General features: G+C 38.1%; 27 protein-coding genes. 16 read left to right on the top strand and 11 right to left on the bottom strand.

The annotated features are described in order from the left end of the window. Positions 1 to 5: 5 nt before the first annotated feature. The 8 genes from ABVM50_RS00670 to ABVM50_RS00635 all read left to right on the top strand — a co-directional run bounded on the left by ABVM50_RS00670 (position 6) and on the right by ABVM50_RS00635 (position 8,473). Positions 6 to 1,424: a CsgG/HfaB family protein gene (locus ABVM50_RS00670; protein WP_405199519.1), complete on the top strand. Its 1,419-nt coding sequence runs from the start codon at positions 6 to 8 to the stop codon at positions 1,422 to 1,424. Beyond that, the gene (locus ABVM50_RS00665; protein ID WP_405199518.1) at positions 1,421 to 2,914 is read left to right on the top strand and encodes a carboxypeptidase regulatory-like domain-containing protein; all 1,494 of its coding nucleotides are present in this window, start codon (positions 1,421 to 1,423) and stop codon (positions 2,912 to 2,914) included. Before ABVM50_RS00670 ends, ABVM50_RS00665 begins: the two co-directional genes overlap by 4 nt. Before the next feature lie 118 nt (positions 2,915 to 3,032). Next, complete coding sequence (locus ABVM50_RS00660; protein ID WP_405199517.1) at positions 3,033 to 4,214, top strand: AIR synthase related protein; 1,182 nt, start codon at positions 3,033 to 3,035, stop codon at positions 4,212 to 4,214. 68 nt (positions 4,215 to 4,282) lie between these two features. Beyond that, complete coding sequence (locus ABVM50_RS00655) at positions 4,283 to 4,978, top strand: hypothetical protein (RefSeq protein WP_405199516.1); 696 nt, start codon at positions 4,283 to 4,285, stop codon at positions 4,976 to 4,978. A gap of 357 nt (positions 4,979 to 5,335) precedes the next feature. After that, positions 5,336 to 5,521 carry a hypothetical protein gene (locus ABVM50_RS00650; protein WP_405199515.1) on the top strand — a complete coding sequence of 62 codons (186 nt, stop codon included), beginning with the start codon at positions 5,336 to 5,338 and terminating at the stop codon, positions 5,519 to 5,521. Between the two features lie 261 nt (positions 5,522 to 5,782). After that, on the top strand, positions 5,783 to 6,859 hold the full coding sequence (prfA, locus tag ABVM50_RS00645) for a peptide chain release factor 1 (RefSeq protein ID WP_405199514.1): 1,077 nt from the start codon (positions 5,783 to 5,785) through the stop codon (positions 6,857 to 6,859). 17 nt (positions 6,860 to 6,876) lie between these two features. Beyond that, entirely contained in the window at positions 6,877 to 7,695 is an 819-nt protein-coding gene (gene pyrF, locus ABVM50_RS00640) for an orotidine-5'-phosphate decarboxylase (RefSeq protein ID WP_405199513.1), read from the top strand. A 4-nt stretch (positions 7,696 to 7,699) separates the two neighbouring features. After that, the gene (locus ABVM50_RS00635) at positions 7,700 to 8,473 is read left to right on the top strand and encodes an ABC transporter substrate-binding protein (protein ID WP_405199512.1); all 774 of its coding nucleotides are present in this window, start codon (positions 7,700 to 7,702) and stop codon (positions 8,471 to 8,473) included. Here the strand turns inward: ABVM50_RS00635 and ABVM50_RS00630 are convergent. Beyond that, entirely contained in the window at positions 8,454 to 8,651 is a 198-nt protein-coding gene (locus ABVM50_RS00630; RefSeq protein WP_141878489.1) for a Lacal_2735 family protein, read from the bottom strand. The genes ABVM50_RS00635 and ABVM50_RS00630 overlap by 20 nt on opposite strands. A 155-nt stretch (positions 8,652 to 8,806) precedes the next feature. Further along, complete coding sequence (locus tag ABVM50_RS00625) at positions 8,807 to 9,514, bottom strand: DUF4197 domain-containing protein (protein ID WP_405199511.1); 708 nt, start codon at positions 9,512 to 9,514, stop codon at positions 8,807 to 8,809. A 444-nt stretch (positions 9,515 to 9,958) separates the two neighbouring features. Between ABVM50_RS00625 and ABVM50_RS00620 the strand changes: the two genes are divergently transcribed. Further along, positions 9,959 to 13,414: a methylmalonyl-CoA mutase family protein gene (locus ABVM50_RS00620; RefSeq protein WP_405199510.1), complete on the top strand. Its 3,456-nt coding sequence runs from the start codon at positions 9,959 to 9,961 to the stop codon at positions 13,412 to 13,414. A 60-nt stretch (positions 13,415 to 13,474) separates the two neighbouring features. Here ABVM50_RS00620 and ABVM50_RS00615 read toward each other — a convergent pair whose 3' ends face one another. Further along, positions 13,475 to 13,873 carry a hypothetical protein gene (locus tag ABVM50_RS00615; RefSeq protein WP_405199509.1) on the bottom strand — a complete coding sequence of 133 codons (399 nt, stop codon included), beginning with the start codon at positions 13,871 to 13,873 and terminating at the stop codon, positions 13,475 to 13,477. 117 nt (positions 13,874 to 13,990) lie between these two features. Here ABVM50_RS00615 and ABVM50_RS00610 point away from each other — a divergent pair, with 117 nt between their 5' ends. The 3 genes from ABVM50_RS00610 to ABVM50_RS00600 all read left to right on the top strand — a co-directional run bounded on the left by ABVM50_RS00610 (position 13,991) and on the right by ABVM50_RS00600 (position 16,329). Beyond that, complete coding sequence (locus ABVM50_RS00610) at positions 13,991 to 14,428, top strand: Lrp/AsnC family transcriptional regulator (RefSeq protein WP_405199508.1); 438 nt, start codon at positions 13,991 to 13,993, stop codon at positions 14,426 to 14,428. Between the two features lie 196 nt (positions 14,429 to 14,624). Beyond that, positions 14,625 to 14,825 (top strand): DUF1328 domain-containing protein, encoded by a 201-nt coding sequence (locus ABVM50_RS00605; RefSeq protein ID WP_141878484.1) that lies wholly within the window; start codon positions 14,625 to 14,627, stop codon positions 14,823 to 14,825. Between the two features lie 103 nt (positions 14,826 to 14,928). Continuing rightward, on the top strand, positions 14,929 to 16,329 hold the full coding sequence (locus ABVM50_RS00600; protein WP_405199507.1) for a hypothetical protein: 1,401 nt from the start codon (positions 14,929 to 14,931) through the stop codon (positions 16,327 to 16,329). Here ABVM50_RS00600 and ABVM50_RS00595 read toward each other — a convergent pair. Next, a complete protein-coding gene (locus ABVM50_RS00595) occupies positions 16,326 to 17,531 on the bottom strand; it encodes an MFS transporter (protein ID WP_405199506.1) in 1,206 nt (401 codons plus the stop codon). The genes ABVM50_RS00600 and ABVM50_RS00595 overlap by 4 nt on opposite strands. A 73-nt stretch (positions 17,532 to 17,604) precedes the next feature. Between ABVM50_RS00595 and ABVM50_RS00590 the strand changes: the two genes are divergently transcribed. Further along, positions 17,605 to 18,219: a DUF1684 domain-containing protein gene (locus ABVM50_RS00590; protein WP_405199505.1), complete on the top strand. Its 615-nt coding sequence runs from the start codon at positions 17,605 to 17,607 to the stop codon at positions 18,217 to 18,219. Here the strand turns inward: ABVM50_RS00590 and ABVM50_RS00585 are convergent. The 6 genes from ABVM50_RS00585 to ABVM50_RS00560 form a co-directional block, all read right to left on the bottom strand. Further along, positions 18,216 to 19,316, bottom strand: a complete 1,101-nt coding sequence (locus ABVM50_RS00585; protein WP_405199504.1) for a porin — start codon at positions 19,314 to 19,316, stop codon at positions 18,216 to 18,218. The two genes, ABVM50_RS00590 and ABVM50_RS00585, sit on opposite strands and share 4 nt — an antisense overlap. Positions 19,317 to 19,438: 122 nt before the next feature. Beyond that, entirely contained in the window at positions 19,439 to 20,665 is a 1,227-nt protein-coding gene (locus tag ABVM50_RS00580) for an ammonium transporter (RefSeq protein WP_405199503.1), read from the bottom strand. Positions 20,666 to 20,692: 27 nt separating this feature from the next. Continuing rightward, positions 20,693 to 21,031, bottom strand: coding sequence for a P-II family nitrogen regulator (locus tag ABVM50_RS00575; RefSeq protein ID WP_141878478.1), 339 nt, complete (start codon positions 21,029 to 21,031; stop codon positions 20,693 to 20,695). 164 nt (positions 21,032 to 21,195) lie between these two features. Beyond that, positions 21,196 to 21,567, bottom strand: coding sequence for a fluoride efflux transporter CrcB (gene crcB / locus ABVM50_RS00570; protein WP_405199502.1), 372 nt, complete (start codon positions 21,565 to 21,567; stop codon positions 21,196 to 21,198). Next, a complete protein-coding gene (locus tag ABVM50_RS00565) occupies positions 21,560 to 22,615 on the bottom strand; it encodes a GyrI-like domain-containing protein (protein ID WP_405199501.1) in 1,056 nt (351 codons plus the stop codon). Before ABVM50_RS00565 ends, crcB begins: the two co-directional genes overlap by 8 nt. Positions 22,616 to 22,668: 53 nt before the next feature. Further along, positions 22,669 to 22,857: a DUF3810 domain-containing protein gene (locus ABVM50_RS00560; protein WP_141878476.1), complete on the bottom strand. Its 189-nt coding sequence runs from the start codon at positions 22,855 to 22,857 to the stop codon at positions 22,669 to 22,671. 45 nt (positions 22,858 to 22,902) lie between these two features. Here ABVM50_RS00560 and ABVM50_RS00555 point away from each other — a divergent pair, with 45 nt between their 5' ends. Beyond that, the gene (locus ABVM50_RS00555; protein ID WP_405199500.1) at positions 22,903 to 23,289 is read left to right on the top strand and encodes a hypothetical protein; all 387 of its coding nucleotides are present in this window, start codon (positions 22,903 to 22,905) and stop codon (positions 23,287 to 23,289) included. Between the two features lie 53 nt (positions 23,290 to 23,342). Here ABVM50_RS00555 and ABVM50_RS00550 read toward each other — a convergent pair whose 3' ends face one another. Continuing rightward, entirely contained in the window at positions 23,343 to 24,392 is a 1,050-nt protein-coding gene (locus ABVM50_RS00550) for a branched-chain amino acid aminotransferase (protein ID WP_405199499.1), read from the bottom strand. A 114-nt stretch (positions 24,393 to 24,506) separates the two neighbouring features. Here ABVM50_RS00550 and ABVM50_RS00545 point away from each other — a divergent pair, with 114 nt between their 5' ends. Both ABVM50_RS00545 and mnmD read left to right on the top strand, forming a co-directional pair. Next, a complete protein-coding gene (locus ABVM50_RS00545) occupies positions 24,507 to 25,013 on the top strand; it encodes a DUF4920 domain-containing protein (protein ID WP_405199498.1) in 507 nt (168 codons plus the stop codon). 1 nt (position 25,014) lies between these two features. Further along, positions 25,015 to 25,689, top strand: coding sequence for a tRNA (5-methylaminomethyl-2-thiouridine)(34)-methyltransferase MnmD (mnmD, locus tag ABVM50_RS00540; protein WP_405199497.1), 675 nt, complete (start codon positions 25,015 to 25,017; stop codon positions 25,687 to 25,689). Positions 25,690 to 25,722: the final 33 nt, after the last annotated feature.

Raw genomic sequence — 25,722 nt, 5'->3', positions numbered from 1 at the left:
ATCTCATGAACAAAATCTACAAAATTGCTGCGGTATGTAGCCTGATGTATTTGTACTCCTGCGGTACTTATTTTAATCAGCCTTTTTCTGCCAGTCAATCGAGAACCGGAGAATTTACAAAATCCACTAGGGGTTTATTAGATCTCCCTCCAGCTACAGAACCAGTAGAGGTTGCTGTTTATAATTTTAGTGACCAAACGGGGCAGTATAAAGCGGTTGAAAATGGATCAACCTTTAGTACGGCGGTAACGCAAGGGGGAACTACCATGTTAATTAAAGCCTTGGAAGATTCTGGATGGTTTATTCCAATCGAAAGAGAAAACTTGAGTAACCTATCTACTGAGAGAAATATAATTAGAAATACTAAACAAGAATACATCAAGAACCTCAATCCTAACGAACCACCATTACCACCTTTGCTTTACGCCGGTTTGATCATAGAGGGAGGAATAATATCCTATGACACGAATATAGTTACCGGTGGTATAGGTGCACGATACTTTGGACTTGGGGGATCAGCTAAATATCGACAGGACAGGATTACAGTCTACCTCCGTGCCGTATCTACAAGTAATGGTGAAATATTAAAGACAGTATACGTCTCTAAAACTATTCTATCTCAGGCTCTGGATGGTAGTTTTTTTCGCTTTGTAAAATTTCAAAGATTACTTGAAGCAGAAACTGGAATTACTCAGAATGAACCGGTACAATTAGCAGTCAAAGATGCTATTGAAAAAGCTGTTCGGGATTTGATTCTTGAAGGGGTGAAAGACAGATACTGGTCTGCTCAGGGTGGAATTGAAGTAAATCAAAAGTTAGTAGATTCCTATGATGAAGAAAAAAGAATTGACGAAAATACAGGGCTCTACGAAAGATTGTTTGTAGAAAGGCCCTATAAGGAATCATTCAGCTTTTCTGGTGGTCTTGCCTTAATAGATGGAGATTACGAAATAAACAGACCTAGTTATTTGGGACGAATCGGGTACCAACGCAAGCTAACTTCCCATTTAAATTGGGGTGGTGCATTAAGTTTGTTTAAGTTGGATAATGGAGAGGCTTTTACCAGTAATTTTGCGACTTTAGACCTAAATGCTCAAATTGACTTACTTCCAAATGACAATTTTGGTCCTTATATCTTCGCTGGTCCCGGAGTTGGTTTAGAACTTGGAAATCCTAAACTATCAAATGATATGGAAAACCTATCAACTAATTTCCTGAAAATTCAATACGGTGGAGGTTTAAACTATTTCATTTCCGAAAAGCTAGGCTTAAAGGTTTTTGCTGAGCACAACATTTTATTCAACGATAAACTCGATAACTTAGTGAATGGAAAAAGAGATGATTATTATTTCAATTTTGGAATAGGACTCAACTATTTTTTTGGAACAACAGGTAACAACAACTCTCAAACCCAATCAAAATGAAAAACTTATACTTTATAGTCATATTGATTTTATTGGTAGCATTTAATGGTTGCAATGAAGATACTGTGGGTAACGATCTTACTGGTTCACTTTCGGGTAACGTTAAAGCTAAAGCTACTGGTCTAGCATTAGGAAATGTGGAGATCTCTACAAGTCCGTCCTCATCTACGGTATTTACTGATTCACTTGGTAACTTTCGTATAGATAATATTTTAGTAAATGAATATTCTGTAAAAGCTGAATCAGAAGGATATACTACAGCTTTCGAAGGAGTAACGATTACGGCAGATGCAGAGTCAACGGTATTCTTCGAATTGACAAAATCAAATGGAAATAACAGTGCGCCTTCTACACCGATGGCCGTTTTTCCTACAGATAATAGTTCTGTATCTATTTTAAATGTAGATTTTGCTTGGGACTCCAATGATCCAGATGGAGATGAGCTTTTATACGAATTAGAGATCCGTAATGATATTGATGAAGATGTATTGACTTTTAATAACATTACAGATACCACTTATACAGTTCAAGATCTTAAGTATGGTAGAAAATACTTTTGGCAGGTTAAAGTTTCTGATAGTATAAATGAAACTGTGCTTAGTCCTGTTTATTCATTTAGAACTGCTGAATTGCCTGAGGATAGCTATTATTTTGTAAGAGAACTAAATAGCAATAATGTAATATTTGTAGCAGATACTACGGGGACCGAAGTTAGTCTAACCAGTTCTAATCTCAACAGTTTTAGACCAAGAAAGAATAATTCTATTAATCGTATCGCTTTCTTAAGGAATGTAGGTTCCCAGATCCATCTATTTAGTATGCGACCGGATGGATCTAATGTACAACAAATTACATCGAGTATACCAGTAAGATCTATCAACGATGAGAGAGTTGGGTTCGCCTGGTCTAACGATGGATCTTATTTGTTATACCCTCACTTAGATAAACTCTATAAGGTAAAATCCACAGGGGAGGGCAAAGAGATAATATATGATGCTCCGGAAGGGAGGTTTGTAATGAATGTTGCAGTAAGTTTTGATAATTCTCTAACTGTTATTCATACAACCGACGTAAATGGATATAACGCAGCTATATTTACCATAAATTCTAATGGTGATAAAGATAGAGTTATAGTTGACGGAGTTCAAGGAAGCCTCGGTGGACTGGATATTTCAATTGATAATAGGCTCGTTCTATATACAAGAGATGTGTCAAATTATGAAAGCCCTAGTAACCGAGATTTGAACATGAAAATGTTTTTGTACGATCTGGAAACTAATTCTGTTTATGATTTAAGTAGTAATAAACCAAACGGAACTAATGATAAGGATCCAAGATTCTCTCCAAATGAAGCTGAAATTATCTTTGTAAACACTTCTAATACCGGAACAAGTCGGAATGATATCTATTCATTAGCTATAGACGAACTATTCCAGGCAGATGATAGAGAATTATTAATCGAAAATGCTAAAATGCCCGATTGGGAATAACTGATTAATCATATTCTAAATTAAACCACACATTCAGTGTGGTTTTTTTGTTTAAATAGGTCGTATAATTTCCCAGAAGCCTGAATCTAATTATCTTTGAGAATTCTAAGTTATATTCATGAGTAAAGAAATTAGCAAAAGGTATTTAGGTAGAGGCGTATCTGCTGGAAAAGAGGATGTTCACAATGCTATCAAGAATGTAGACAAAGGACTTTTTCCGAAGGCTTTTTGCAAGATCGTGCCAGATCATTTAACAGGAAGTGAAGAACATTGTTTGATTATGCATGCCGATGGCGCCGGGACTAAGTCTTCTCTTGCGTATATGTACTGGAAAGAAACCGGAGACCTTTCGGTTTGGAAAGGGATCGCCCAGGACGCTTTGATCATGAATATAGATGATCTTTTATGTGTAGGAGCTACCAGTAATATTCTACTTTCTTCCACTATTGGTCGGAATAAAAATCTGATTCCGGGTGAAGTAATTTCGGCTATCATAAATGGTACAGAAGAATTGATTTCAGAATTAAAGAAATTTGGAGTAGAAATCCATTCTACTGGTGGAGAGACTGCAGATGTTGGAGACCTGGTGAGAACTATCATTGTTGATTCCACTGTAACTGCCAGAATGCCGCGAAACAAAGTGATTGATAATGCGAAAATCAAACCTGGAAACCTGATCGTAGGACTTTCATCTTCAGGACAGGCAAGCTACGAAACTGAATATAATGGCGGGATGGGAAGTAATGGTCTTACTTCTGCACGCCATGATGTTTTCTATAAAGATTTAGCTGAAAAATATCCTGAAAGCTTTGATAGTTTTATTCCAGAAGAACTTATTTATTCAGGAACCAGAAAATTAACCGATGTTGTAGAGGGTAGTCCGATAGATGCAGGAAAGCTTGTGCTTTCACCAACCAGAACCTATGCGCCGATTATTCAGAAGTTACTTTCTGATATTGGAGCTGAGAATATCAAGGGAATGGTTCATTGTAGCGGAGGTGCACAAACAAAGATCCTTCATTTTATTAATGATTTACATATCATAAAAGATAATATGTTTCCTACACCACCATTGTTCAAACTAATTCAGGAGGAAAGTAAAACCGACTGGAAAGAGATGTATCAGGTTTTTAATATGGGACATCGTATGGAAATTTATATCGACGAGGCTCATGCAGAAAAGGTGATCGAAATTTCAAGATCCTTCAACGTAGACGCTCAGGTTGTGGGAAGAGTAGAGGCAGCTGATAGTAAAAAGCTTACAATTGACAGCGAGTATGGTATATTTCAGTATAACTAGAAATACCATTTAACATTGAATGACCTCGAGCAATAAGCATCCCAGGTTATTAGTTTTATTAAATTGAGATGAAATACTGGTTTGGCTTACTGGTTTTATTTATGATCGCTACGAATGTCCTGGCGATCTATTACCTGGATCCAATTACCGATAGATGGTTTAGAATACTTGCTACCGGAGTTTTTTTTCTGGTCTATTTATTGAAGTATAAAAAGGGTAGTAGATTTCTTGTTGCATTCTCACTACTAACACTATGTGACGGACTATTAATCTTTTATGAGGATTCTATCGTTCGAAATATTATTTACGTAGTACGAATATCAGCATACCTGGCTATTATTAATTTCCTGTATCCTTACCTATCACGTCTTCGGTTAAACCTGGTTACATTTATAATCGCTGCTATTATAATTGTGCTCGATCTCTATATGTTGCATGATATGGCAATATATATACCAGGCTATAGAGAGGATATTATTTTTACCATTCTGTTCTACACAATGGGATTGGTTTCTTTGGCTTTAGTTGCAACCTGCATATCTTACTTGAATAGGTACGCTGATGTTAAGGGCTTCTTGCTGGTGGTTATTTCTATATGCCTAGTCTTATCTGACCTAACTTTCTATAATGCGTACTATTTAGATTTCGATGTTTTTTATTATGCAGACAGGATCGTTAATATAATTGGATTAGCACTGCTGGTAGTATTTGCAAAAAAATGGATCAAGCATCAAAAAGTAAACGAGTCTGTTGCTGAAATTTAGTGACAAAGTTTCCAGTTCAGTTCTAGAGTTTTTTAGATTCTTGAGCAGCTTCTAGTGTAAAACTAAGATGATTTCTAAAAGTAATGGCCCGTGTTTCATTACTTGCAATTACATTCTTGATTTTATAATATGATCTCTAAATGTCAAAGTGAGCTTCGATATCCAGCGCTTTACCTATTTTTCTAGCTTTAATCTGGGAACAGAAAACTGCTTAGCTCAATACTATTACTTCTAATATCAGATGTTCTTTTACTGAATTATGAAAACATATACATCAATACTGCTACCTTTCTTCTGCGTATTGCCGCATATAGCACTATAGTACTGGTTATTTTCCCGGAGATCAAAACTTTGATAATGAGCATTATTCAGAAAGTTGTATTTGCAATCGTGTTTTCACTGAATATTGGGATGTTATATGTTCTAGTAGATATGATCCCTGAAAAATATGACTATCCCCATTTGAATTTCCTGTTTTATATCTACGGAAGTGCCATGATCACCTTGGTTCTTGCCGCAATATCTTGTAGTAATATATTCTGATGCCACTGCCTTCTTCTTTACCGCCGGAGCCCTATGTCTGGTCTTTTCAGATATAATGTCATTTATCACCTATTATCTGGAGTTCTATGAATTTTACTATCCCGATAGATTTTTCTATATTCTTGGTATCATTTCGCTAATGAAATTTACTACTTTCAGCAGAAATCATGAGCCAGTATTTGAAATGGAAAGGGTTTAAAGCTTTTATATGATTTCAACCAAATTATCGTAAATTTGTTAGCCTAAATTCAGCAGGAATATATGATTGATAGACTTAATATCGTAAAGCAGAGGTTTGATGAGGTGAATGATTTAATTATTCAGCCGGATGTAATATCAGACCAGAAGCGGTATATCGAATTGAATAAAGAATATAAAGATCTTCGTGCGTTAATGGATGAACGCGAGAAGTACGTGAGTCTTACTGAAAACATTTCGGAAGCTGAGGAGATCATTTCTGATGGTAGCGATGCTGAAATGACAGAAATGGCGAAACTTCAAATGGAGGAAGCAAAAAATCAACTTCCTGCGCTGGAGGATAAGATAAGAATGATGCTTATCCCAAAAGATCCGGAAGATTCTAAGAACGTGGTCGTGGAGATCCGCGGTGGTACCGGTGGAGATGAAGCCAGTATTTTTGCAGGAGATCTGTATCGTATGTATACTAAATATGTTGAAAGCAGGGGCTGGAAGCATAATATCGTTGATTATAGTGAAGGTACCAGTGGAGGATTTAAAGAAATGATCTTTGAAGTTTCCGGAGAAGACGTGTATGGTACCATGAAATTTGAAGCTGGAGTGCATCGTGTACAACGAGTTCCTCAAACTGAAACTCAGGGTAGAGTACATACTTCTGCCGCAACCGTTATGGTGCTGCCGGAAGCTGAAGAATTTGATGTTCAGATAGATCCAAAAGATGTAAGAATTGATTATTTCTGTTCTTCGGGACCTGGTGGACAGTCAGTAAACACCACATATTCCGCGGTACGTTTAACTCACGAACCTACTGGTTTAGTAGCCCAATGTCAGGATCAAAAATCGCAACATAAGAATAAGGAAAAAGCTTTCCGTGTTCTACGTTCCAGGTTATATGAACAGGAACTGGCTAAGAAAATGGAAGCCGATGCTGCTAAAAGAAATTCAATGGTTTCCAGTGGTGACCGTAGTGCAAAGATTCGTACCTATAACTATGCTCAGAGTAGGGTTACAGATCACCGTATCAACCTGACCCTATATGATCTTTCTAATATCATTAATGGTGATATTCAGAAGATCATTGATGAATTACAGCTGGCTGAAAATACCGAAAAGTTAAAAGAGAATTCTGATATTCTTTAAATCTGAATTAATTAAATATGACTTCACAGGAGCTTACTGAGCAAATATTTAAAAAGCAAACGTTTTTGTGCGTAGGACTGGATACCGATATCGACAAAATTCCAACCTACCTGCTTTCAGAAAAGGATCCTGTTTTTAGTTTTAATAAAGCCATAATTGACGCTACGCACGAATCTTGTGTGGCTTACAAGCCTAATATTGCATTTTATGAAGCGTTGGGTGCCAGTGGATGGAAAAGTCTTAAAAAGACGATCGAATACCTGCATACTGAATATCCAGAGCTGTATACTATCGCTGATGCTAAACGCGGAGATATAGGTAATACGTCCAGGATGTATGCCAAAGCCTTTTTTGAAGACCTTGGTTTCGATTCTATAACCGTCGCACCTTATATGGGAAAGGATAGTGTAGAACCTTTTCTCGAATTTGAAAATAAGCATACCATATTACTTGCACTTACTTCAAACGAGGGAGCTTATGACTTTCAGACTCAGAAAGTAGATGGTGAAGAACTTTATAAAAAAGTCATCAAAACATCTTTAGACTGGGATAATTCTGAAAACTTGATGTACGTGGTGGGTGCTACCAAAGCCGAATATCTCGCTGAAATAAGAAAGATTATTCCTGAAAATTTTTTACTGGTACCAGGTGTTGGTGCCCAGGGAGGTAGTCTGGAAGAAGTTTGTAAATACGGAATCACATCAAATGTAGGTTTACTTGTAAATTCTTCCCGTAAGATTATCTATGCATCAGATTCTTCAAATTTTGCTGAAATTGCTGGTGCTAAAGCTGAAGCTATACAGATCCAGATGAAGGATGAATTAGCAAAACTTTAGAAATATGCAGTTTCAGGATCAACTTCAACGATCTTTTGAATTCACCTCAATTCCGAAGAGAATAATATCTCTGGTTCCAAGTCAAACTGAATTACTAGTAGATCTCGGTTTAGAAGATTCTATAGTAGGAATCACCCATTTTTGCGTGCATCCTGAAGGGCTTAGGGATAAGAAGACTAGCTTAGGAGGAACTAAAAAAGTGAATTTAAGGAAGGTCAGAGATTTAAAACCTGATATCATACTTTGCAACAAGGAAGAGAATACCCGCGAAATGGTAACTGCTCTTACGGAGATTGCACCTGTTCATTGCTCTGATGTTGCCAATCTAGATGACAACGCCGAACTTATTAGAATGTATGGGGAGCTATTCCAAAGAAGCAAGGAAGCTGAAACCTTGATTCAGAATATTGAAAATTCCCGGCAGGAGCTTTTGCAAGTAGTTTCTAACTCGAAAACTAGAAGAGTAGCTTATTTTATCTGGAATGACCCATTGATGGTAGCAGGGCAAGGAACTTTTATCAATGAAATGCTTGCACTTAATAAGATGGTAAATGTTTTCGAAGCTGATAGATACCCTGAAACAGATCTTGATACTTTGAAGACTATGGAGATAAACGAAATTCTTCTAAGTTCTGAACCGTTTCCATTTGAAGAAAAACATAAAAAAACCTTCTCAGGAATTTCAGAGAAGGTAACACTTGTGGACGGTGAATATTTTAGTTGGTATGGAAGTCGGGTTTTAAAAGCCTTAAAGTACTTCAGGCAGTTTCACTCCTAGTTTCTACCATCGAGCAATCCATTCTTCGAAGCTCAGCCAGAATCTTTTTGGCTCTAAAATTCAGTTTGTCACTTTGTTCTTTGTCTATAAGAGCAATCTTGTAAGCACGTTGCATTAATCTACTATACTTCTCACAAAGCCGTTCTTCCTTTGATTTATTTTCGAAAATTCTAAACATATAATACTTAATTTCTTTCCACTTCATCATCATCTATCTACGGTACAAAGCTAAGATTAACAAAGCCTATACATTGATAATGTTGAGTTAAGCTTAATTTAAAATATACCGGATATCTATGGGAAAGTGTTAAAATATTGTATTATGTAAGAATTTTAAGATCTATCCTGTAGGGCAAAAACACGTTTTAAAAGGTCTGTTGTTCTGGAGTTTAAGGAATTTCGAATGTCCTTCTCTTCCTTTTCTATCATAAGATAAACGCCTTGAAGAGCCTCATTAGTTACGTAATCAGTAAGATCTGGATTTACCTTACTGGTAAGTGGAATAGAGTTGTATCTCTGTATAAGATTGGACCAAACCCTGTTTGCTCCGACTTTCTCTAATGAATTATTGATGATAGGATTGAACCTATCATAAAGTTGTGTTTGAGTTTTTGATGAAAGGTAACTTGTCGCGGCATTATCTGCTCCCAGAAGAATGTTTCTGGCATCTGCAAAACTTATTTCTTTCACTGCACTCGCAAAAACAGGAATGGCTTCTCCTACTGCATCTTCAGCGGCTCTGTTAAGAACTCTCAGGCCTTCATCTGCAAGATTATCCAAACCAACATCTCTTAAGGTCTTATCAACTTTCTGCAATTCTGGCGGCAGACTTATACGCACAAGTTCATTTTTAAAGAATCCATCTTCAGTAGCAAGACTGGTCACTTCCTTGTCTATCCCAAATTGAAGCGCCTGCTTTAGTCCGGAGTTGATCTCTGAATCTGTTACGCCATAAGTTGAAGGAATCTGAGTTGCAATTTGTTGCAATTCTGCACAGGAACTTAACGAGAATATTAGCAGTAGACCGAGGATCTTTTTCATAGTAAATAATTTGCTCAAATATACTTGCTAAAATTTTAACGCTTCATCGTATAAAGTTATAATAATATTAAAACTATCGATTTTGTTTATATCATTTGCTGAGGTATTTTAGCTGGATAACTCTGAGATTCAGATTTATAGTTCGGACGTGTTTAAGATTTCTACTTATAAATTCAGTTGTATTTCAACTATGTAAAACAGGATTTGATAGTAAAATTCTCACCACGATATCATCGTTAATGCATACTTTTTCAGATTAATATAAAACATGAGTAATGAATTAGTAGTAACCTGTTTTAAAACATCAGCTTATTACGAGTTCAAATTCCTACTTAGAAGCCACCTTCCCCAAGGTGGCTTTTTTTAAGTTTTCAATAATTTTAAAATCTCATTTTCATTGCGATTTTCGTAAATTGCAGGTCAATATTCTTGATATAATTAAACATGGAGCAACAAAGTCCTTATAAACCTAAAAATAAAATAAGAATTGTAACCGCTGCCTCGCTTTTCGATGGTCATGATGCCGCTATTAATATTATGCGGAGAATCATCCAGGCTACTGGAGTTGAGGTGATCCATCTTGGACATGATAGAAGTGTGGAAGAGGTCGTAAACTGTGCCATTCAGGAAGATGCACACGCAATTGCAATGACTTCTTACCAGGGTGGTCACACCGAATATTTCAAATATATGTATGACCTGCTTAAAGAGAAAGGTTCAGAACATATCAAGATCTTTGGCGGTGGAGGCGGAGTGATCCTTCCAGATGAGATCAAGGAATTGATGGATTACGGGATAGACAGGATCTACGCTCCAGATGATGGTCGTGAGATGGGCTTGCAGGGGATGATCAATGATATGATCCAGCGTGTTGATAATCAGGTTCCAGATCTTGAAGAAGCAGACAAGGTAAACGAGAATCTACAATCCAGAAAAGTTACTGCGATCTCCCGTCTTATTTCACTTGCTGAAAACAGGCATGAGGAATTTCTGAAATATTTTGACAAGAACAATTTTGACACTAATAAAACTCCTGTTCTGGGAATTACCGGTACAGGTGGATCTGGTAAATCAAGTTTGGTAGACGAACTGGTTCGAAGATTTTTAATGGATTTTCCTGAAAAACATATTGGGATTGTTTCTGTGGATCCTTCAAAAAAGAAAACTGGAGGCGCATTACTTGGTGACCGTATCAGGATGAACAGTATCAATCATCCTAGAGTTTTTATGCGTTCACTTGCAACCAGGCAGGCGAACCTGGCACTGTCCAAACATGTGGCAGAAGCTGTCGATGTGCTGAAAGCTGCCAGTTATGACCTTATTATTCTTGAAACTTCAGGAATTGGGCAGAGTGATACAGAGATCATGGATCATTCAGATGTGTCATTATATGTAATGACTCCGGAATTTGGTGCAGCAACACAGCTTGAAAAGATCGATATGCTTGATTTTGCAGATCTGGTCGCGATCAACAAATTCGATAAACGTGGAGCACAGGATGCTTTGCGTGACGTAAAAAAGCAATACCAGAGAAACCACCAGTTGTGGCATGAAGATGCAGAGAAACTTCCGGTGTTTGGTACCATCGCTTCTCAATTCAATGATCCTGGAATGAATACTCTTTACAGAAGTCTTATGGATGCTGTAGAGGAGAAAACAAATTCAGGGATGATCTCTACTTTTCAAATTTCAGAAGAGATGAGTGAGAAGATATTCGTGATTCCACCAAAACGTACACGATACCTTTCAGAAATTGCTGAAAATAACCGTGGTTATGATGAAACTGCTGCGACTCAAACCGAAGTTGCTCAGCGCCTCTACGGAATTTATAAAACCATCGAAACCGTTGCTAATATCAAAACCCAGTTTGGTAAAGATCAAACCAAATACCTTGATAAAAACGGAATTGATCAGGATGGGATCAAAGAAGTTTCAGAAGAAGATCAGTCAGAATTTTTAAAGCTGCTTTTTGCTGAATTTGATAAAATAAAAATGGATCTGGATCCCTACAACTGGGAGATGATTATTGCGTGGAACGATAAAGTGAATAAGTATACTGAACCTGTTTATAGCTTTAAAGTCCGCGATAAAGAGATCAAGATCGATACGCATACAGAGTCTCTTTCTCATACGCAGATCCCAAAAGTAGCACTTCCAAAATATAAAACCTGGGGCGATATTCTAGAATGGTGCCTTCAGGAAAATGTTCCTGGAGAATTCCCTTATACCGCCGGACTTTATCCGTTCAAGCGGACGGGTGAAGATCCAACAAGAATGTTTGCCGGTGAGGGTGGACCAGAAAGAACCAATAGAAGATTTCATTACGTAAGCCAGGGATTACCGGCTAAAAGGCTGTCGACAGCTTTTGATTCTGTAACGCTCTACGGAAATGATCCAGATCACCGACCAGATATTTATGGAAAGATTGGAAATTCTGGAGTGTCTATATGTTGTCTTGATGATGCGAAAAAACTCTATTCAGGATTTGATCTGGCAGATGCGATGACCTCTGTGAGTATGACTATTAATGGTCCTGCTCCAATGTTACTTGGATTTTTTATGAACGCTGCGATCGATCAGAATTGTGAAAAGTATATCAAAGAAAATGGTCTGGAAGACAAAGTAGAAGCAAAACTGAAGGAGCTATACGACGATGCTGGTATCGACAGACCTCAATATCGTGGTGAACTTCCAGAAGGAAATGACGGACTTGGTTTGATGCTTCTTGGATTAACCGGAGACCAGGTTTTACCAGAAGATGTATATGCTAAGATCAAAGCTGAAACCATCAATGTGGTTAGAGGAACCGTTCAGGCAGATATTTTAAAGGAAGATCAGGCTCAGAATACTTGTATTTTCTCTACTGAATTTGCGCTGCGTTTAATGGGTGATGTTCAGGAATATTTCATTGATGAAAAAGTTAGAAATTTCTATTCTGTCTCTATTTCCGGATATCACATTGCTGAAGCTGGCGCGAATCCAATTACCCAATTGGCATTCACCCTGGCGAATGGATTTACCTATGTGGAATACTATTTAAGCAGAGGGATGGACATTAATAAATTTGGTCCAAACCTTTCGTTCTTTTTCTCTAATGGAGTGGACCCGGAATATGCGGTGATTGGTCGGGTTGCCAGAAGAATCTGGTCCAAAGCTTTGAAACATAAGTATGGAGCCAATTCCAGAGCTCAAATGTTGAAGTATCATATACAGACTTCAGGAAGGTCACTGCATGCTCAGGAAATCGACTTTAATGATATTAGAACTACCCTTCAGGCATTATATGCGATCTACGATAACTGTAATTCATTGCACACCAATGCGTATGATGAAGCGATCACAACGCCTACCGAAGCTTCAGTAAGAAGAGCGATGGCTATACAACTAATTATTAATAAGGAGTTAGGTCTTGCTAAGAATGAGAATCCAATCCAGGGATCGTTCATTATCGAAGAATTGACCAACCTGGTAGAGGAAGCTGTACTTACTGAGTTTGATCGAATCACAGAACGTGGCGGAGTGCTTGGTGCTATGGAAACTATGTATCAGCGAGGAAAGATACAGGAAGAAAGCCTCTACTATGAAACTTTAAAGCACAACGGAGATTACCCGATTATCGGAGTTAATACTTTCCTGAGTTCTACAGGTTCGCCTACAGTAACACCGGGTGAAGTTATTCGTGCTACGGAAGAGGAAAAAGAACACCAGATCAAAACTCTGGAAACTTTACATAAAGCTAAAGAGGATTCTGCTGAAGAAATGCTGGAAAGAATCCAGAAAGCAGCAGTTACCAATCAGAACCTGTTCGAGGAATTAATGGAGGCAACGAAAGTTTGCTCGTTAGGACAGATCACTCATGCTTTATTCGAAGTTGGTGGACAGTATCGTAGAAATATGTAAATACTGAAATATTTCAGAGCATAAAAAATCCCGGGAAACCGGGATTTTTTGATTCTAACTTTATAAAGTAAGGCGCCAGATGCGCTGTAATTTTCTAAACTTCTGAATTTCTTTCCGTAGCAGCCTTACGAAATCCTTGCCGTTGCTATTTACAAGTTCAAGGTGTTCGCAATGTTTACTTAAACGTTCGGTGAGCAGACTTACGGCATGTACATAATGCTTTCTACTTTCCTGAAAAAATTCATTTTCAGCCCTCACAATATTGGGCAAAAGTGATTCCGAATATCGAATAATATCACCGGTAAAATAAACGCTCTTATCTTCCAACCCATGATCATTTAAACCAGATACATCAGGCAGAAGATAATCTGATACAGATTTGGAAATCTTCATGATCTCCCGGGCCTTTGAATATAAAGCTTCGCTGGGCTGCCGGGACTTATCGTAAGAAGATGACATCATTTTAATTTTCCTCTAAATTACTAGAGACTGATCAAAGACGCATTTAAAAGTTAATGTGAACCGTGGAATTATATTTAATATTTAAATTTATAGGTATCTAATACTTTAAAAAACATGGTGGATAAATTGAACTGGGCGATCCTGCAGGAATTACAAAAAGATGCCAGGGCTTCATTTTCTGAGATAGGAAGAAAAGTTGGCTTGAGCTCTCCGGCCGTTGCTGAAAGAATGAAAAAGATGGAAGATGCCGGGGTGATTAATTCTTATAAGGTTAATATTAGTCATCAGAAAATTGGATATCAACTAAGGGCGGTAATTACTTTACGCGCATTCACTGGAAGATTAAAAGCATTTTTAGAAACCGTTCCAACTTACAAAGAGGTGCTTAATTGTTATCGTATAACTGGTAATGAAAATATTATTATGGAAGTGATCTTAAAAGATCAGGTTCACCTGGAGAAGCTAATTGATCAGTTGATCACCTATGGGGAAACCAGAACTCATATTATTCTGTCTAAGGTTGTGGATGATGCGCCAATACTACCGCGATAAAGATTTTCAAATTTTCAGCAGGTATAAACGAGCCAGAAAGAACTGTTAAAATGATGGCTTTCAATTCTTTCTGTTAACAGTTTGATTTGAGAATTTCCTGTTCTTAGTTAAAAAGATTCCAATTGTAATTTTGTTATGACAAACTAAAGGGATTCGTACTTAAATTTGTATCAAACAAAAACAAGTAAAAAGTATCATGAGGAAGAAAGCACTATTATTTTTAGTTCTTGCAGCAGTAACAGGATTAGTAGGATTTACCGGATTATCATTTTCCGGAATTGAGGTTATAAGAATAATGTTCCTGATTTTTGCAGATCTACTGGTGATTTCTCTTATGGCGAAATTATTTTTTCCAGAGAAACAGAAAATGAAATATCAGCCAGTAAAAAGGAGATAAAAACACATTAAATAGTACCCCAACCCGTAAGTTTTTTGCTTGCGGGTTTTTTTATGGAATAATTCGTGATGCAATTATTATATTTAAAGATATTCCAACACCTATGAAAAGACTTCTACCATGCATCTTCTTCCTATTAATCCCTGTATTGATGACAGGGCAGGAGATGAGAATTGCCAAAGGCAACATTACTAAAGGCATAAATATTCCCGGATCTCAAGGTGAAACTTTCGTAATTTACACTCCTTCCCAATATTCTCAGGATAAAAAATGGCCAGTCATATTTATCTTCGATCCAAAGGGAAGGGCGACCAGTACCGCAAACCTATTTCGACCGGCTGCAGAAGATCAGGGATATATTATTGCGGCTCTGGAACTGGATTTAAAATCGAAGTCTCTGGATAGTGTTATTAATACATCTGTTTCTATGATGAACGTAGTAACCGGAACTTTAGCAATAGACCCAGAGCAAATCTATTTCGCAGGTATGGCGGAAGGAGCACAGATCGCATCAGCGCTTACGTTAATGAATAAGAATATGGCTGGGATCCTGGCCATTAATAATTCATTCGTCAATCCAAAATTTGTGAATGATCAGGAACCCTATATGTTTATTGGAATAGGAGGAAGTCAGGATTATATGGTTTATGAAATGGAAAGCTATCTTAAATTTTATGACAAGCGAGATTTCCCAACAGAGATCTATTACTTTGACGGTAAAGAGAATGACTGGCCATCCAGTGCAGTCATCTATAATGCGGTTTCCGGTTTTACGCTCCAGGCAATCAAAGATGGATCAAGACAGGCGGAAAAAGATCTCATTTCTAAATTATATCAGCAAGAACTTGATTATGTAGAAAGTTTGAGACGAACAAGGAATTACTATTCTGCGTATGAGAACCTGGAGAGAATGGAAGAAAAGTACACAGAATTTGGTTACGAGGAAGAGGTTAAGGATCGAATGAAAGAGGTAAAGCGTACCAGAGGATATTCTGCTCAGAAAAGAGATTTCAAGCAGGCAGTTTCTTATGAGCGTGAACAACAGGCGGAGTACGAATACCTGTTAACTTCAGATGTGATGACGCAAAACTTTCAAAATATTGGTTGGTGGGCGTACCAGATGGATGGCCTGGAAAAACTCCAGAATAGTTCTGAAAAGGCCAAAGTAGATATGGCTTACAGGTTGAAGGGTTATCTGGACTTGCTTTCCAAGCGACAGTTCGATGATATTATGAAATCCAATGCCGGAATCGATGCCAGAATATTTATAAGTGTTCTAAGAACAGCGATCAACAAGGAAGATCCTGAAGCCTATTTCAAAATTATTTCTCTGGCTTCTTTAGACGGGGATGCTGAAACTGCTCTTTTATATCTGGAAGATCTTCTGAAGACCGGTTACAGTGACTATGAAAAATTGTATTCCATCGATGGGACTCTGGATTTGAAATTTTCTGAAGAATACAATGCGATTATTCAGAAGTATCTCAAAAAATCGAAATACTAAGCTGCTTCCCTCACCAGTAACTTCTTCAGAAGCAAAAGTAGCAGAATGCATACAACGGCTAGTCCCATCATAGTGTACCAGGTGAAGTCGTACCCAAAATTATCGATTAATTGCATTCCTGAGTTATGTCCAAAAATATGGCTGACTGAAAAGGCCATACTGTAAAGCGCCATGTAACTGCCACGTTTTTTGCCCTGAGATCTAAGAAGAGCAAACGAGTTAGAAAATGGAAATGCGATCATTTCTCCAATAGTAACCAGAAGCATCCCAACAATTATAATTCCCACCCAGCCGGTAAGATTTATGACCAGGAAACTTAATGCGGTTAGGAAGGCGCCAAAAATGACATAATTCAGCGTTCCTAAATTTCGGTTTTCCAGGTACTTGATCAGCGGCATTTCAAAAAGGAATATAAAGAATCCATTCAGTCCTAATATAAGTCCGATTTCGAGTTCGCTCAGTTGATGCACTTCGGAATAGTAAAGTGGTACCGTAGAGAAATACTGGATAAATACAAGTCCGAACAGCATAAGTGCTACAATGAATACCCAATACAGTTTATCCTGGTATGCTGAAGTGGTATTGATGATCTCTTCTTCAGGTTCTTCTATAGCGCGCTTAGGATGAAGTAGTTTCAATAATAGAACGCCTGCGAAAAGGCAAGTGATACCGTCTACCCAGAATAGACCATCATAACCAGCAGTAGCTATAATTAAACCTCCCAGCGCTGGTCCTGCGGAAAAGCCCAGATTTATCGCCAGTCTTATCAATGTTAGGGATCTTGTTCTGTTCTGCGGTTTACTATAAGCACTTATCGCAACAAATACTGCAGGTCTGAAGATATCTGCTATAGACATGACCAGGTAAATTCCCAGGCAGAACGTCCAGAAATCCTGAGGAAACTGCAGTAGAACGAATAATACGGAACTACCAATCAAACTACCAGCCATGGTTTTATAATGGCCAAATATATCTGTGAGCTTACCACCCAGAAAAGAGCCAGTTACAGATCCAAGTCCAAAGAATGTGAGTATCCATCCTACCTGCTCCAGGCTGAATCCCTGACTCTTGGTGAGATAAAGAGAAAGAAAGGGAATAACCATAGTGCCGGCTCTATTGATCAGGGTGATCAATGCCAGTAACCAGATTTCTTTTCTCAAGCCAGAGAACGAATCGATATAGGATGCAAATAACTTTTTCATAAACTTGTCAAGCATCAAAATTACTTCAATTTTTCTGGTAGATATTGGTTATTTTGGGAATTAAATACATCACATGTCTTCATTCAGAAATTTCGTTATTATCCTTGTTCTTTCCATATCCTCGTTATTACAGGCTCAGGTGCCGGATGCTGTAAAAGCTTCAGAAGAGTATCGAGTGCAGTTAAATGAAAATTTTAGAGATCCCGAAGAATCTCCACTGGAAAAGGAAGACCTGGAAAATTTCGATGGGCTGGAATTTTTTGTCATCGATACTGCCTATATCGTTGAAGCAGAATTTGTTCGAACTCCGTCGGAATCTTCTTTTGAAATGCAGACAAGCACTTCCAGGACTTCAACCTATGTGAAATATGGAGAGCTTTATTTCAAACTGAAGGGAAAAGAATTTATGCTGAATCTATATCAAAATCAGAGTCTGAGATCAGATCCTGAATATTTCGATTATTTGTTCCTGCCCTTTACAGATGAGACTAACGGAATTTCAACTTATGATGGAGGTAGATATATAGACTTCAGAATTCCTGAAGAGAATACGGTAACTATAGATTTTAATAGAGCATACAATCCTTATTGCGCATACAGCGGCCGGTATTCCTGTCCCATTCCTCCTATGGAGAATCAGCTGGAAACAGCAATACCGGCCGGTGTGAAAAAGTTCGCTAAATACTAGAATGCATAGATAGCAGCGACCAGAAAGGAAGCCAACTCACTATTTGGTTGTAGGTCCCGATCCAGAAATGCCGGGAAATCATCTGAGACGCTATCCAGACGCACTTCAGGTTTGATGATGAGTCCGCCGGTTTGGTAACTTCCGGTCAAAGTGAAAGCAGTAATACTGGTGTCTGCTCCATAAACAACACCTCCGTCTTCCAGATCTTTAAAGTACTCGGCTCTTAAGCCAAGACCAAAATTATCTGTAAGTGAAAGTTGCGAATAGACTGCTGCGCCATAAAAGCCTGTACCATCGGTATCCTGGTAAGTAGTATTCAAACCAAGGTAAAAACTGTCGGTTAAATCCCATCCTGTAGTTAGATCAATTTGAAATAGACTGTCATCTGATAGTGATTGCTCACCGTAGAGAAGATTTAGAAAAGCACTTCCACCGTCCACACTGTAACCCAATTGCCCTCCAAAACTATATTTTCCGATAGGGTTATATTCAGTATAATCTGTAGGATTCATGATGGCTAGCATTCCGGTCCAGTTATCGTCAAAGCTAAAGTCGGCTTTGATTCCAGTGTGGGAGAAAGGGCCGTAGGAGAACATATAAGAGGTAGAATAATTAAAATTCGCTACCGGAGATATTACTTCGTAACCAAGATACGTGTTCCAGTTTCCTAAAGTAAATTTTAGTGCATCATTCACTTTATAGTAAGCGTATAACTGATTTACAATTTGGGCAGAACCCTGGGAGAGAAATACAGCATCTTCACCTCGGGGTCCAAATACCAGATCTGCCACAAAGCCGACTTTATCATTTTCATAGCCCAGTATCACATTTGCCATTCCAATGGCAAAACCGGGATCATTGGCAAAGGATGTTGCTGGAGCGGCAGGGTCCAAAGTTACGGCATCACCACCTACGATTTCTTCAGATTGGTTAAGGCCATTAAAATTTGTTCTGAAGTAAGCATCAACACTTCCGCTGATACTGAATTTTGAGGCTTCTTCAGTTTCATCTTCCTGAGCCTGTAAGCTAAATGAGAAGAATAAGAGGCATGGTACAATGAAGATTTTTATTAATTTTGAAAATGTAATTGCATGCATAATTTTAAGATTAAAACATTGTTAGTGTATTCGTTTAGCGACGGTATTACTTAATGTATTTTAAAGTTTAGCAATTATATAGCGGAGCGTTTGGAGGAACGCTCCGTTTCTATTTTTAGCTGTTATTTTTGATTCAGTCCGAAATCTGGATAGGCATCCATTCCATGTTCATGAATATCCAAGCCTTCAGTTTCTTCTTTTGCTGAAACTCTTAGTCCAAGAGTAAGCTTCAGTATATAGAATATTATAAATGAGGTCACAATACAGAAGGCGGCATAAGCCCCCACACCAATAAGCTGGGTGATGAATTGATCTATTCCCGCCATATTTCCGAAGATACCAACGGCAAGGGTTCCCCATATTCCGCAGATCAAATGAACGGCTACGGCACCTACAGGATCGTCCAGTTTCAATTTGTCAATAAGCGCAACTCCCATTACAATAATGACACCTGCGATCGCACCAATAAGAATTGCATCTGTTGGGGACATCTGATCTGCACCGGCAGTGATTCCTACCAGTCCACCCAGAATACCATTTAGAAACATAGTAATATCGTAGTTCTTATAAAGAATGCTGGAGAATATAAAAGATGCTACTCCACCTGCTGCTGCTGCAAGACAGGTTGTTACCAGGGTCAAAGAGGTTAGTTCTGGATCTGCAGAAAGCACTGAACCTCCATTAAATCCAAACCATCCTAACCATAAGATTAAAACTCCTGCAGTGGCAAAAGGCATGGAATGGCCAGGAAAAGCTCCAATCTTACCATCTTTGAATTTTCCAATTCTTGCTCCTAAAAGATAAATTGCAACCAGAGCTGCCCATCCACCAACTGAGTGAACAAGAGTTGAACCAGCGAAATCGTAGAATCCCATTTCATCAAGGAATCCGCCACCCCATTTCCAGGACCCGGCTATTGGATATACAATTCCTACATAGAAAATTACAAAGATCATAAAACTGTTTAATTTGATCCTTTCGGCTACTGCACCAGAAACAATAGTTGCTGCGGTGGCTGCAAACATTCCCTGGAATAGGAAATCTGTCCAGTATGTATAGCCTTCACTGTATGCCAGATCGAGGCTACCATTGGCAACAGGACTATCCAGTCCAAAGCCTGCAAAACCAAAATATCCATTGAATTCTCCCGGATACATCAAATTGAATCCAAGCAGGCAATATAATAAGAGGCCTACAGTGATGATAAATAGGTTCTTAAATAATATGTTGATCGTATTCTTCTGCCTGGTAAGACCTATCTCTAAAAGGGCAAAACCCATGTGCATAAAGAAAACCAGTGCCGTACAGATCATCATCCATACATTATTGATAGTTAATATTCCTTCCATAATAAATTACTGTTGAGATTGTAGTTTTTACTTGAGTGATTCTGAACCTTTTTCCTTGGTTCTTATTCGGTAGGCTTCATCTATTGTGGATACGAAGATCTTTCCATCTCCCACACTGCCGGTATATGCAGCTTCCATTAATGTTTCTATGGTTTTGTCCATGAAACTGTCTGTAACCACGATGGACAGGTATCTTCGTTGAATATCTGCGGTGCTGTATGATACACCTCGATAAACATGACCTACCTTTTCATTACCAACTCCGGTAACATCCCAGTAGCTAAAAAACGTAACTCCAATTGAGTGCAGGGCTGCTTTGGTCTTGTCAAACTCAGACTTGCGAATAATTGCTTCAATTTTTTTCATAAATGTTGATTAAGAGAGGTTTAAAGTTATTAAAAACTTTAACAGGCCCTGTTAAAATACGGGTCGTCTACCAACTTTTACGATATAAATAAAAAACACCCCTATAAATTTAGGGGTGTTTAAATAAAAAGTTTAAAATCGAAATATATGTATCTGAAAATCGCTTAAAAAAGTCTGGCAAGGATAATTCCGAGGAATATGGCGATAATTCCTAGAATGATACTACCTAGAAAGTATATAGAGAATGAAATATAATCACCAGATTTTATCATGTTGAAATTTTCAAATGAAAAGGTGCTGAAGGTGGTGAAGCCACCACAAAAACCAATTGCTATAAGAAAGTTTAATGGATGATTAAGCATATCCTGCTTAATAAGCCATCCAAGGGCAAGCCCTAGCAAAAAACTCCCTAGAACATTAACTACTAGAGTTCCCTGGGGAATAACACCGCCGTCATTTAAATACTTGCTTACTAAATATCGCAGACTGGATCCTAAACCACCTCCAAGAAAAACGAGTAGCAGGTTTTTAATCATCTAATGTTATTTCTTTTTCTCCCAGTGGAATGTACAAATGAGTGATCCATTCGGCTGGATTGGCATTGTCCTTTGGTCCGGTAACATGCACCTGGAAGAACTCTGCATCTTCCATAACTACCAGGTCATTCTCCTGAATATACTGGTAAGCCGAATCCCAGGCTTCCTGTAAATATTCATAATCACCTTTTAAGGTGGTTTTTAATGTTTTTTGATTCGGTATAAAATCGTTCAGAACCTGGCTATCCTGTGGAGTGATCACTTCACTCGGAGTAAAATAGGCTGCTGAATAGATGGCGGTCCCTCTATCTTCATTTCTTTCATTGAAGAGAATAAAAGGTTTGCCGGTCATTTCAATATTATTAGAGTTCATGAAGTTGCTTACGTCGTTTGTCATATCCTCCATTTTACCCGCAATTTGGGAAAGTCGGCTCGCAGTAGTGATATAGAGATAATAACCTCCACCGTGTTGTGTCACTCCGTCCACATTGATCGTATAACTTTCGATCTCCTTTCTTATCTGCTCTTCGAGATTATCCAATCCCTGTTTGAATACCGGCTGTAATCGCTGAGTCATACTTTCATCTTCAAACAAAAATGCTGCTTTTTCAAGAAAAGTTTGATCACCTTTTAAAGTCCAGATAGTTAAGATACTGTCATTTTGTTTTTCAAAAGACCAGGAGATATCACTGGTGCTTTCTCCAAAAGTTGTCTTGAAGGTAACTTGTTGCTCAATGCTACCATGAGGGTTAGCCTTCGTAGTCACTAGCGTACCATCACCCATTTCTTCACTACTCCATTCGTAATTCGCACCCTCGCCAATGGTCTTATCACCGTAGTTGATGATCATGTCTTCAGCACCATTCGACCATGGTTCCCATTCTTTCCAGGTAGTAAGGTCATTAACCTCATCATAAAGAACTTCCTGTGGACCTGCGATCTTGCGCTGTTCCTGTACCTGGTAACTTCCATCCTTGGTTGCGATATAAATGGACGCTCCAATAAATATGATTAATAGTAGGAAAAACAGGTATTTAAGAATTTTCATGATGACTGGGATTATTGGGGACTAATATAATTATTTTGGAGTGGTTGCAAGAATCAATGATTCAGCTGTGTCTTAATTATGAATAAAATGACAATAAAAGCGATGAAGGCTAGTAGTACCATCAGACTTCCTTTGTAGTATTTTTTATGCAGTTTCAGATCCTTTCGGTAACTAATGATCATAACGATGATAAATGCTACCACAAAAAAGGCAGCGAATATAAGTTGTCCGGTAGAAAACATTTAGTTAATTTTTCAGCAAAGTTAAACTTTTTAAACATTCTAATCATGAAGAAAGCTATTGCTGCTGTGGAAGAGTTTCATTCTGCATTTGGTCTTGGCGTCAAACAGAAGCCAGAGGCCAATCTTGGAAAGGCAAAGAACCTGTTGCGTTATCATCTAATGAAGGAAGAGAACGAGGAATATCTGGGGGCAGCCAATAGCGGAAATCTTGTTGAGGTCGCAGATGCTTTAGGAGATATGCTCTATATATTGTGTGGTACAATTCTCGAACATGGTATGCAGCATAAGATCGAAGAAGTTTTTGAAGAGATCCAGCGAAGTAATATGAGTAAACTGGATGAAAACGGTGAGCCAGTTTATAGAGAGGATGGAAAGGTCCTGAAAGGAGGTAATTACTTTAAACCTGAGATAGGTAAGATCCTAGAAAAATGAAAATCCCGAAAGAAAACTTCCGGGATCGTATATCATTACTGTTTAGAGGAATCTTATTTTACCTCGTAAGTCCAGTTGTAAAGATCTTCAGCTTCGTTATACTGAATTTTCATAAGTGTATCCTTGAAAAAACTAGCATAAGAATCATCCATTTTTGGTAGTTCAAACTTTTCTTCTTTATAGCCGAAGCCAGCAATAGGATTAATCACAGTTGCCGTTCCAGATCCAAACATTTCTTTTAATTCTCCTTTTCTGGCAGCTTCAACTATCTCCTGAACGCTAACTCTACGTACTTCTACTTCAATATTGTTTTCTTCCGCAAGTTTTAGAACACTCTTTCTGGTCACCCCATCAAGAATCCGGTCGTTTGTTGGTGCAGTTACCAGCTTATTTCCAATTCTAAAGAAAATGTTCATTGTACCGGCCTCTTCAAGATATTCATGAGAATTGGCATCGGTCCAGATGATCTGCTGGAAACCTTCTTCCTTTGCAAGATTGGTAGGGTAGAACTGTGCTCCGTAATTACCTGCAGCCTTAGCGAATCCAACTCCACCATCTGCAGCTCTACTATATTTTTCTGAAAATTTCACTCTCACTTCTCCGCTGTAATATGCCTGTGCCGGAGAACAAATGATCATAAATTTATATTCTTTTGCTGCGGAAGCTGAAACACTTGCCTCGGTAGCGATCACGAACGGTCTTAGATATAAACTATTTCCAAAACCTTTCTTGATCCAGTCTTTATCTAACTTCAATAGTTCTTCCAGCGCCTCAAAGAAATATTCCTTCGGAAACTCAGGAATTGCCATTCGCGCACTGGATTTATTGATCCTCTCAAAATTTTGCTCTGGTCTAAAAAGCCAGATACGGTCATCTTTATCCTTATAAGCCTTCATTCCCTCGAATACAGCCTGTCCATAATGAAAAACACGCGCTGAAGGCTCTAAAGACAAAGGTCCATAAGGTCTGATAATAGGTTTTTGCCACGCACCATTTTTATAATCACATTCCATCATATGATCTGAGAAAACCTGTCCGAAAGCTAGATCATCAAAATTAGTCTTGTCTATTTTAGATTCGGTAGTCTTTTGTATCTCTATCATTAGTTGGTGTTTAGTAGTTGGTGTATTATTGCGCAAATTTACCGAAATATTAGCAGAACGAAAATCTAAAGTTTTGGTAAATTTGAAGACTAACCTTTGTTTAGATATATAATCATGAAAAAATTTGCATTTATTCTTGCTCTTTTTTGTCTTTTATCCTGTGACCGAAAAAAAGATAATGATGAAGCTGAAGCTGTATTAGAAGATAATGTTGAAGCTAATTATGAATCATATGGCCAGGAAATTAGTCCTAAAGGCACTTTCTCCTCATCAGTTATGCTGGAAAAATATGAAAGTTTGCGAGAGGGAGATACTATCAATGTGAAATTTGATACCAAAATTAATAGTGTCTGTCAGAGTAAAGGCTGCTGGATGGTTCTGGAGTTACCCGGAGTGGATGATGTAATGGTGAAATTTGAAAATTATGGCTTCTTTGTTCCAAAGGATGCTATGGGTAAAGATGTGATTGTTCGAGGTAAGGCATTTATTGAAGAAACAAGTGTAGAAGAGCAACGTCATTACGCTGAGGATGCTGGCAAATCTATCCATGAGGTAATGGAGATTCGCGAACCTGTGAAAAAATTTGGTTTTACAGCTGATGGTGTTTTAATAAAAAAATAATTTGGAAAGAAAGATCATTAAAACCAGCGATGGTTCCGTGACCATACATTTACCGGAATGGGATGAACAATACCACTCCAAACATGGTGCTATTCAGGAAGCCCGGCACGTTTTTCTTAAAATGGGATTACATCACTGGTTGGAATCAAATTCAAAGAGACCACTGGAAATTCTTGAGATTGGTTTTGGAACCGGTCTTAATGCTTTTCTAACTCTTTTAGAATCCAATCGTAATGATATTGAGATAAATTATACAGGAGTAGAAGCATATCCTGTAATTACTTCAGAAATTGAAATGCTAAATTATCCAGAGGCGGCCGATGCTTCTTCAGCTGAAGACCAATTCAAAAACCTACATTCCATTCCCTGGGAAATTTCAGCTGCAATCACCGAGAAATTTTCTTTACTGAAGAATAAACTAACATTTCAGGAACTCGATATGACGAACCAGTTTGACCTCGTGTATTTTGACGCTTTTGGCGCAAGAGTTCAACCAGAGTTGTGGGGAGAGGATATTTTCAATTCTATGTACAAAGCTCTAAAATCTAATGGCGTCCTTGTAACATATGCTGCAAAAGGGAGTGTTCGTAGAGCTATGATTTCCGCTGGTTTTCAGGTAGAGAAATTACCAGGACCTCCGGGGAAGCGTGAAATGTTAAGAGCTGTTAAACTATAACTGCATTCTCGTTAAACCTGTAGAATTTTGCTA

It is taken from the genome of Christiangramia sp. LLG6405-1, from assembly GCF_045055805.1.
GTDB lineage: Bacteria > Bacteroidota > Bacteroidia > Flavobacteriales > Flavobacteriaceae > Christiangramia.
Note: the sequence above shows the minus strand (reverse complement) of the source record. Positions and strands in the feature narration are given on the sequence as shown.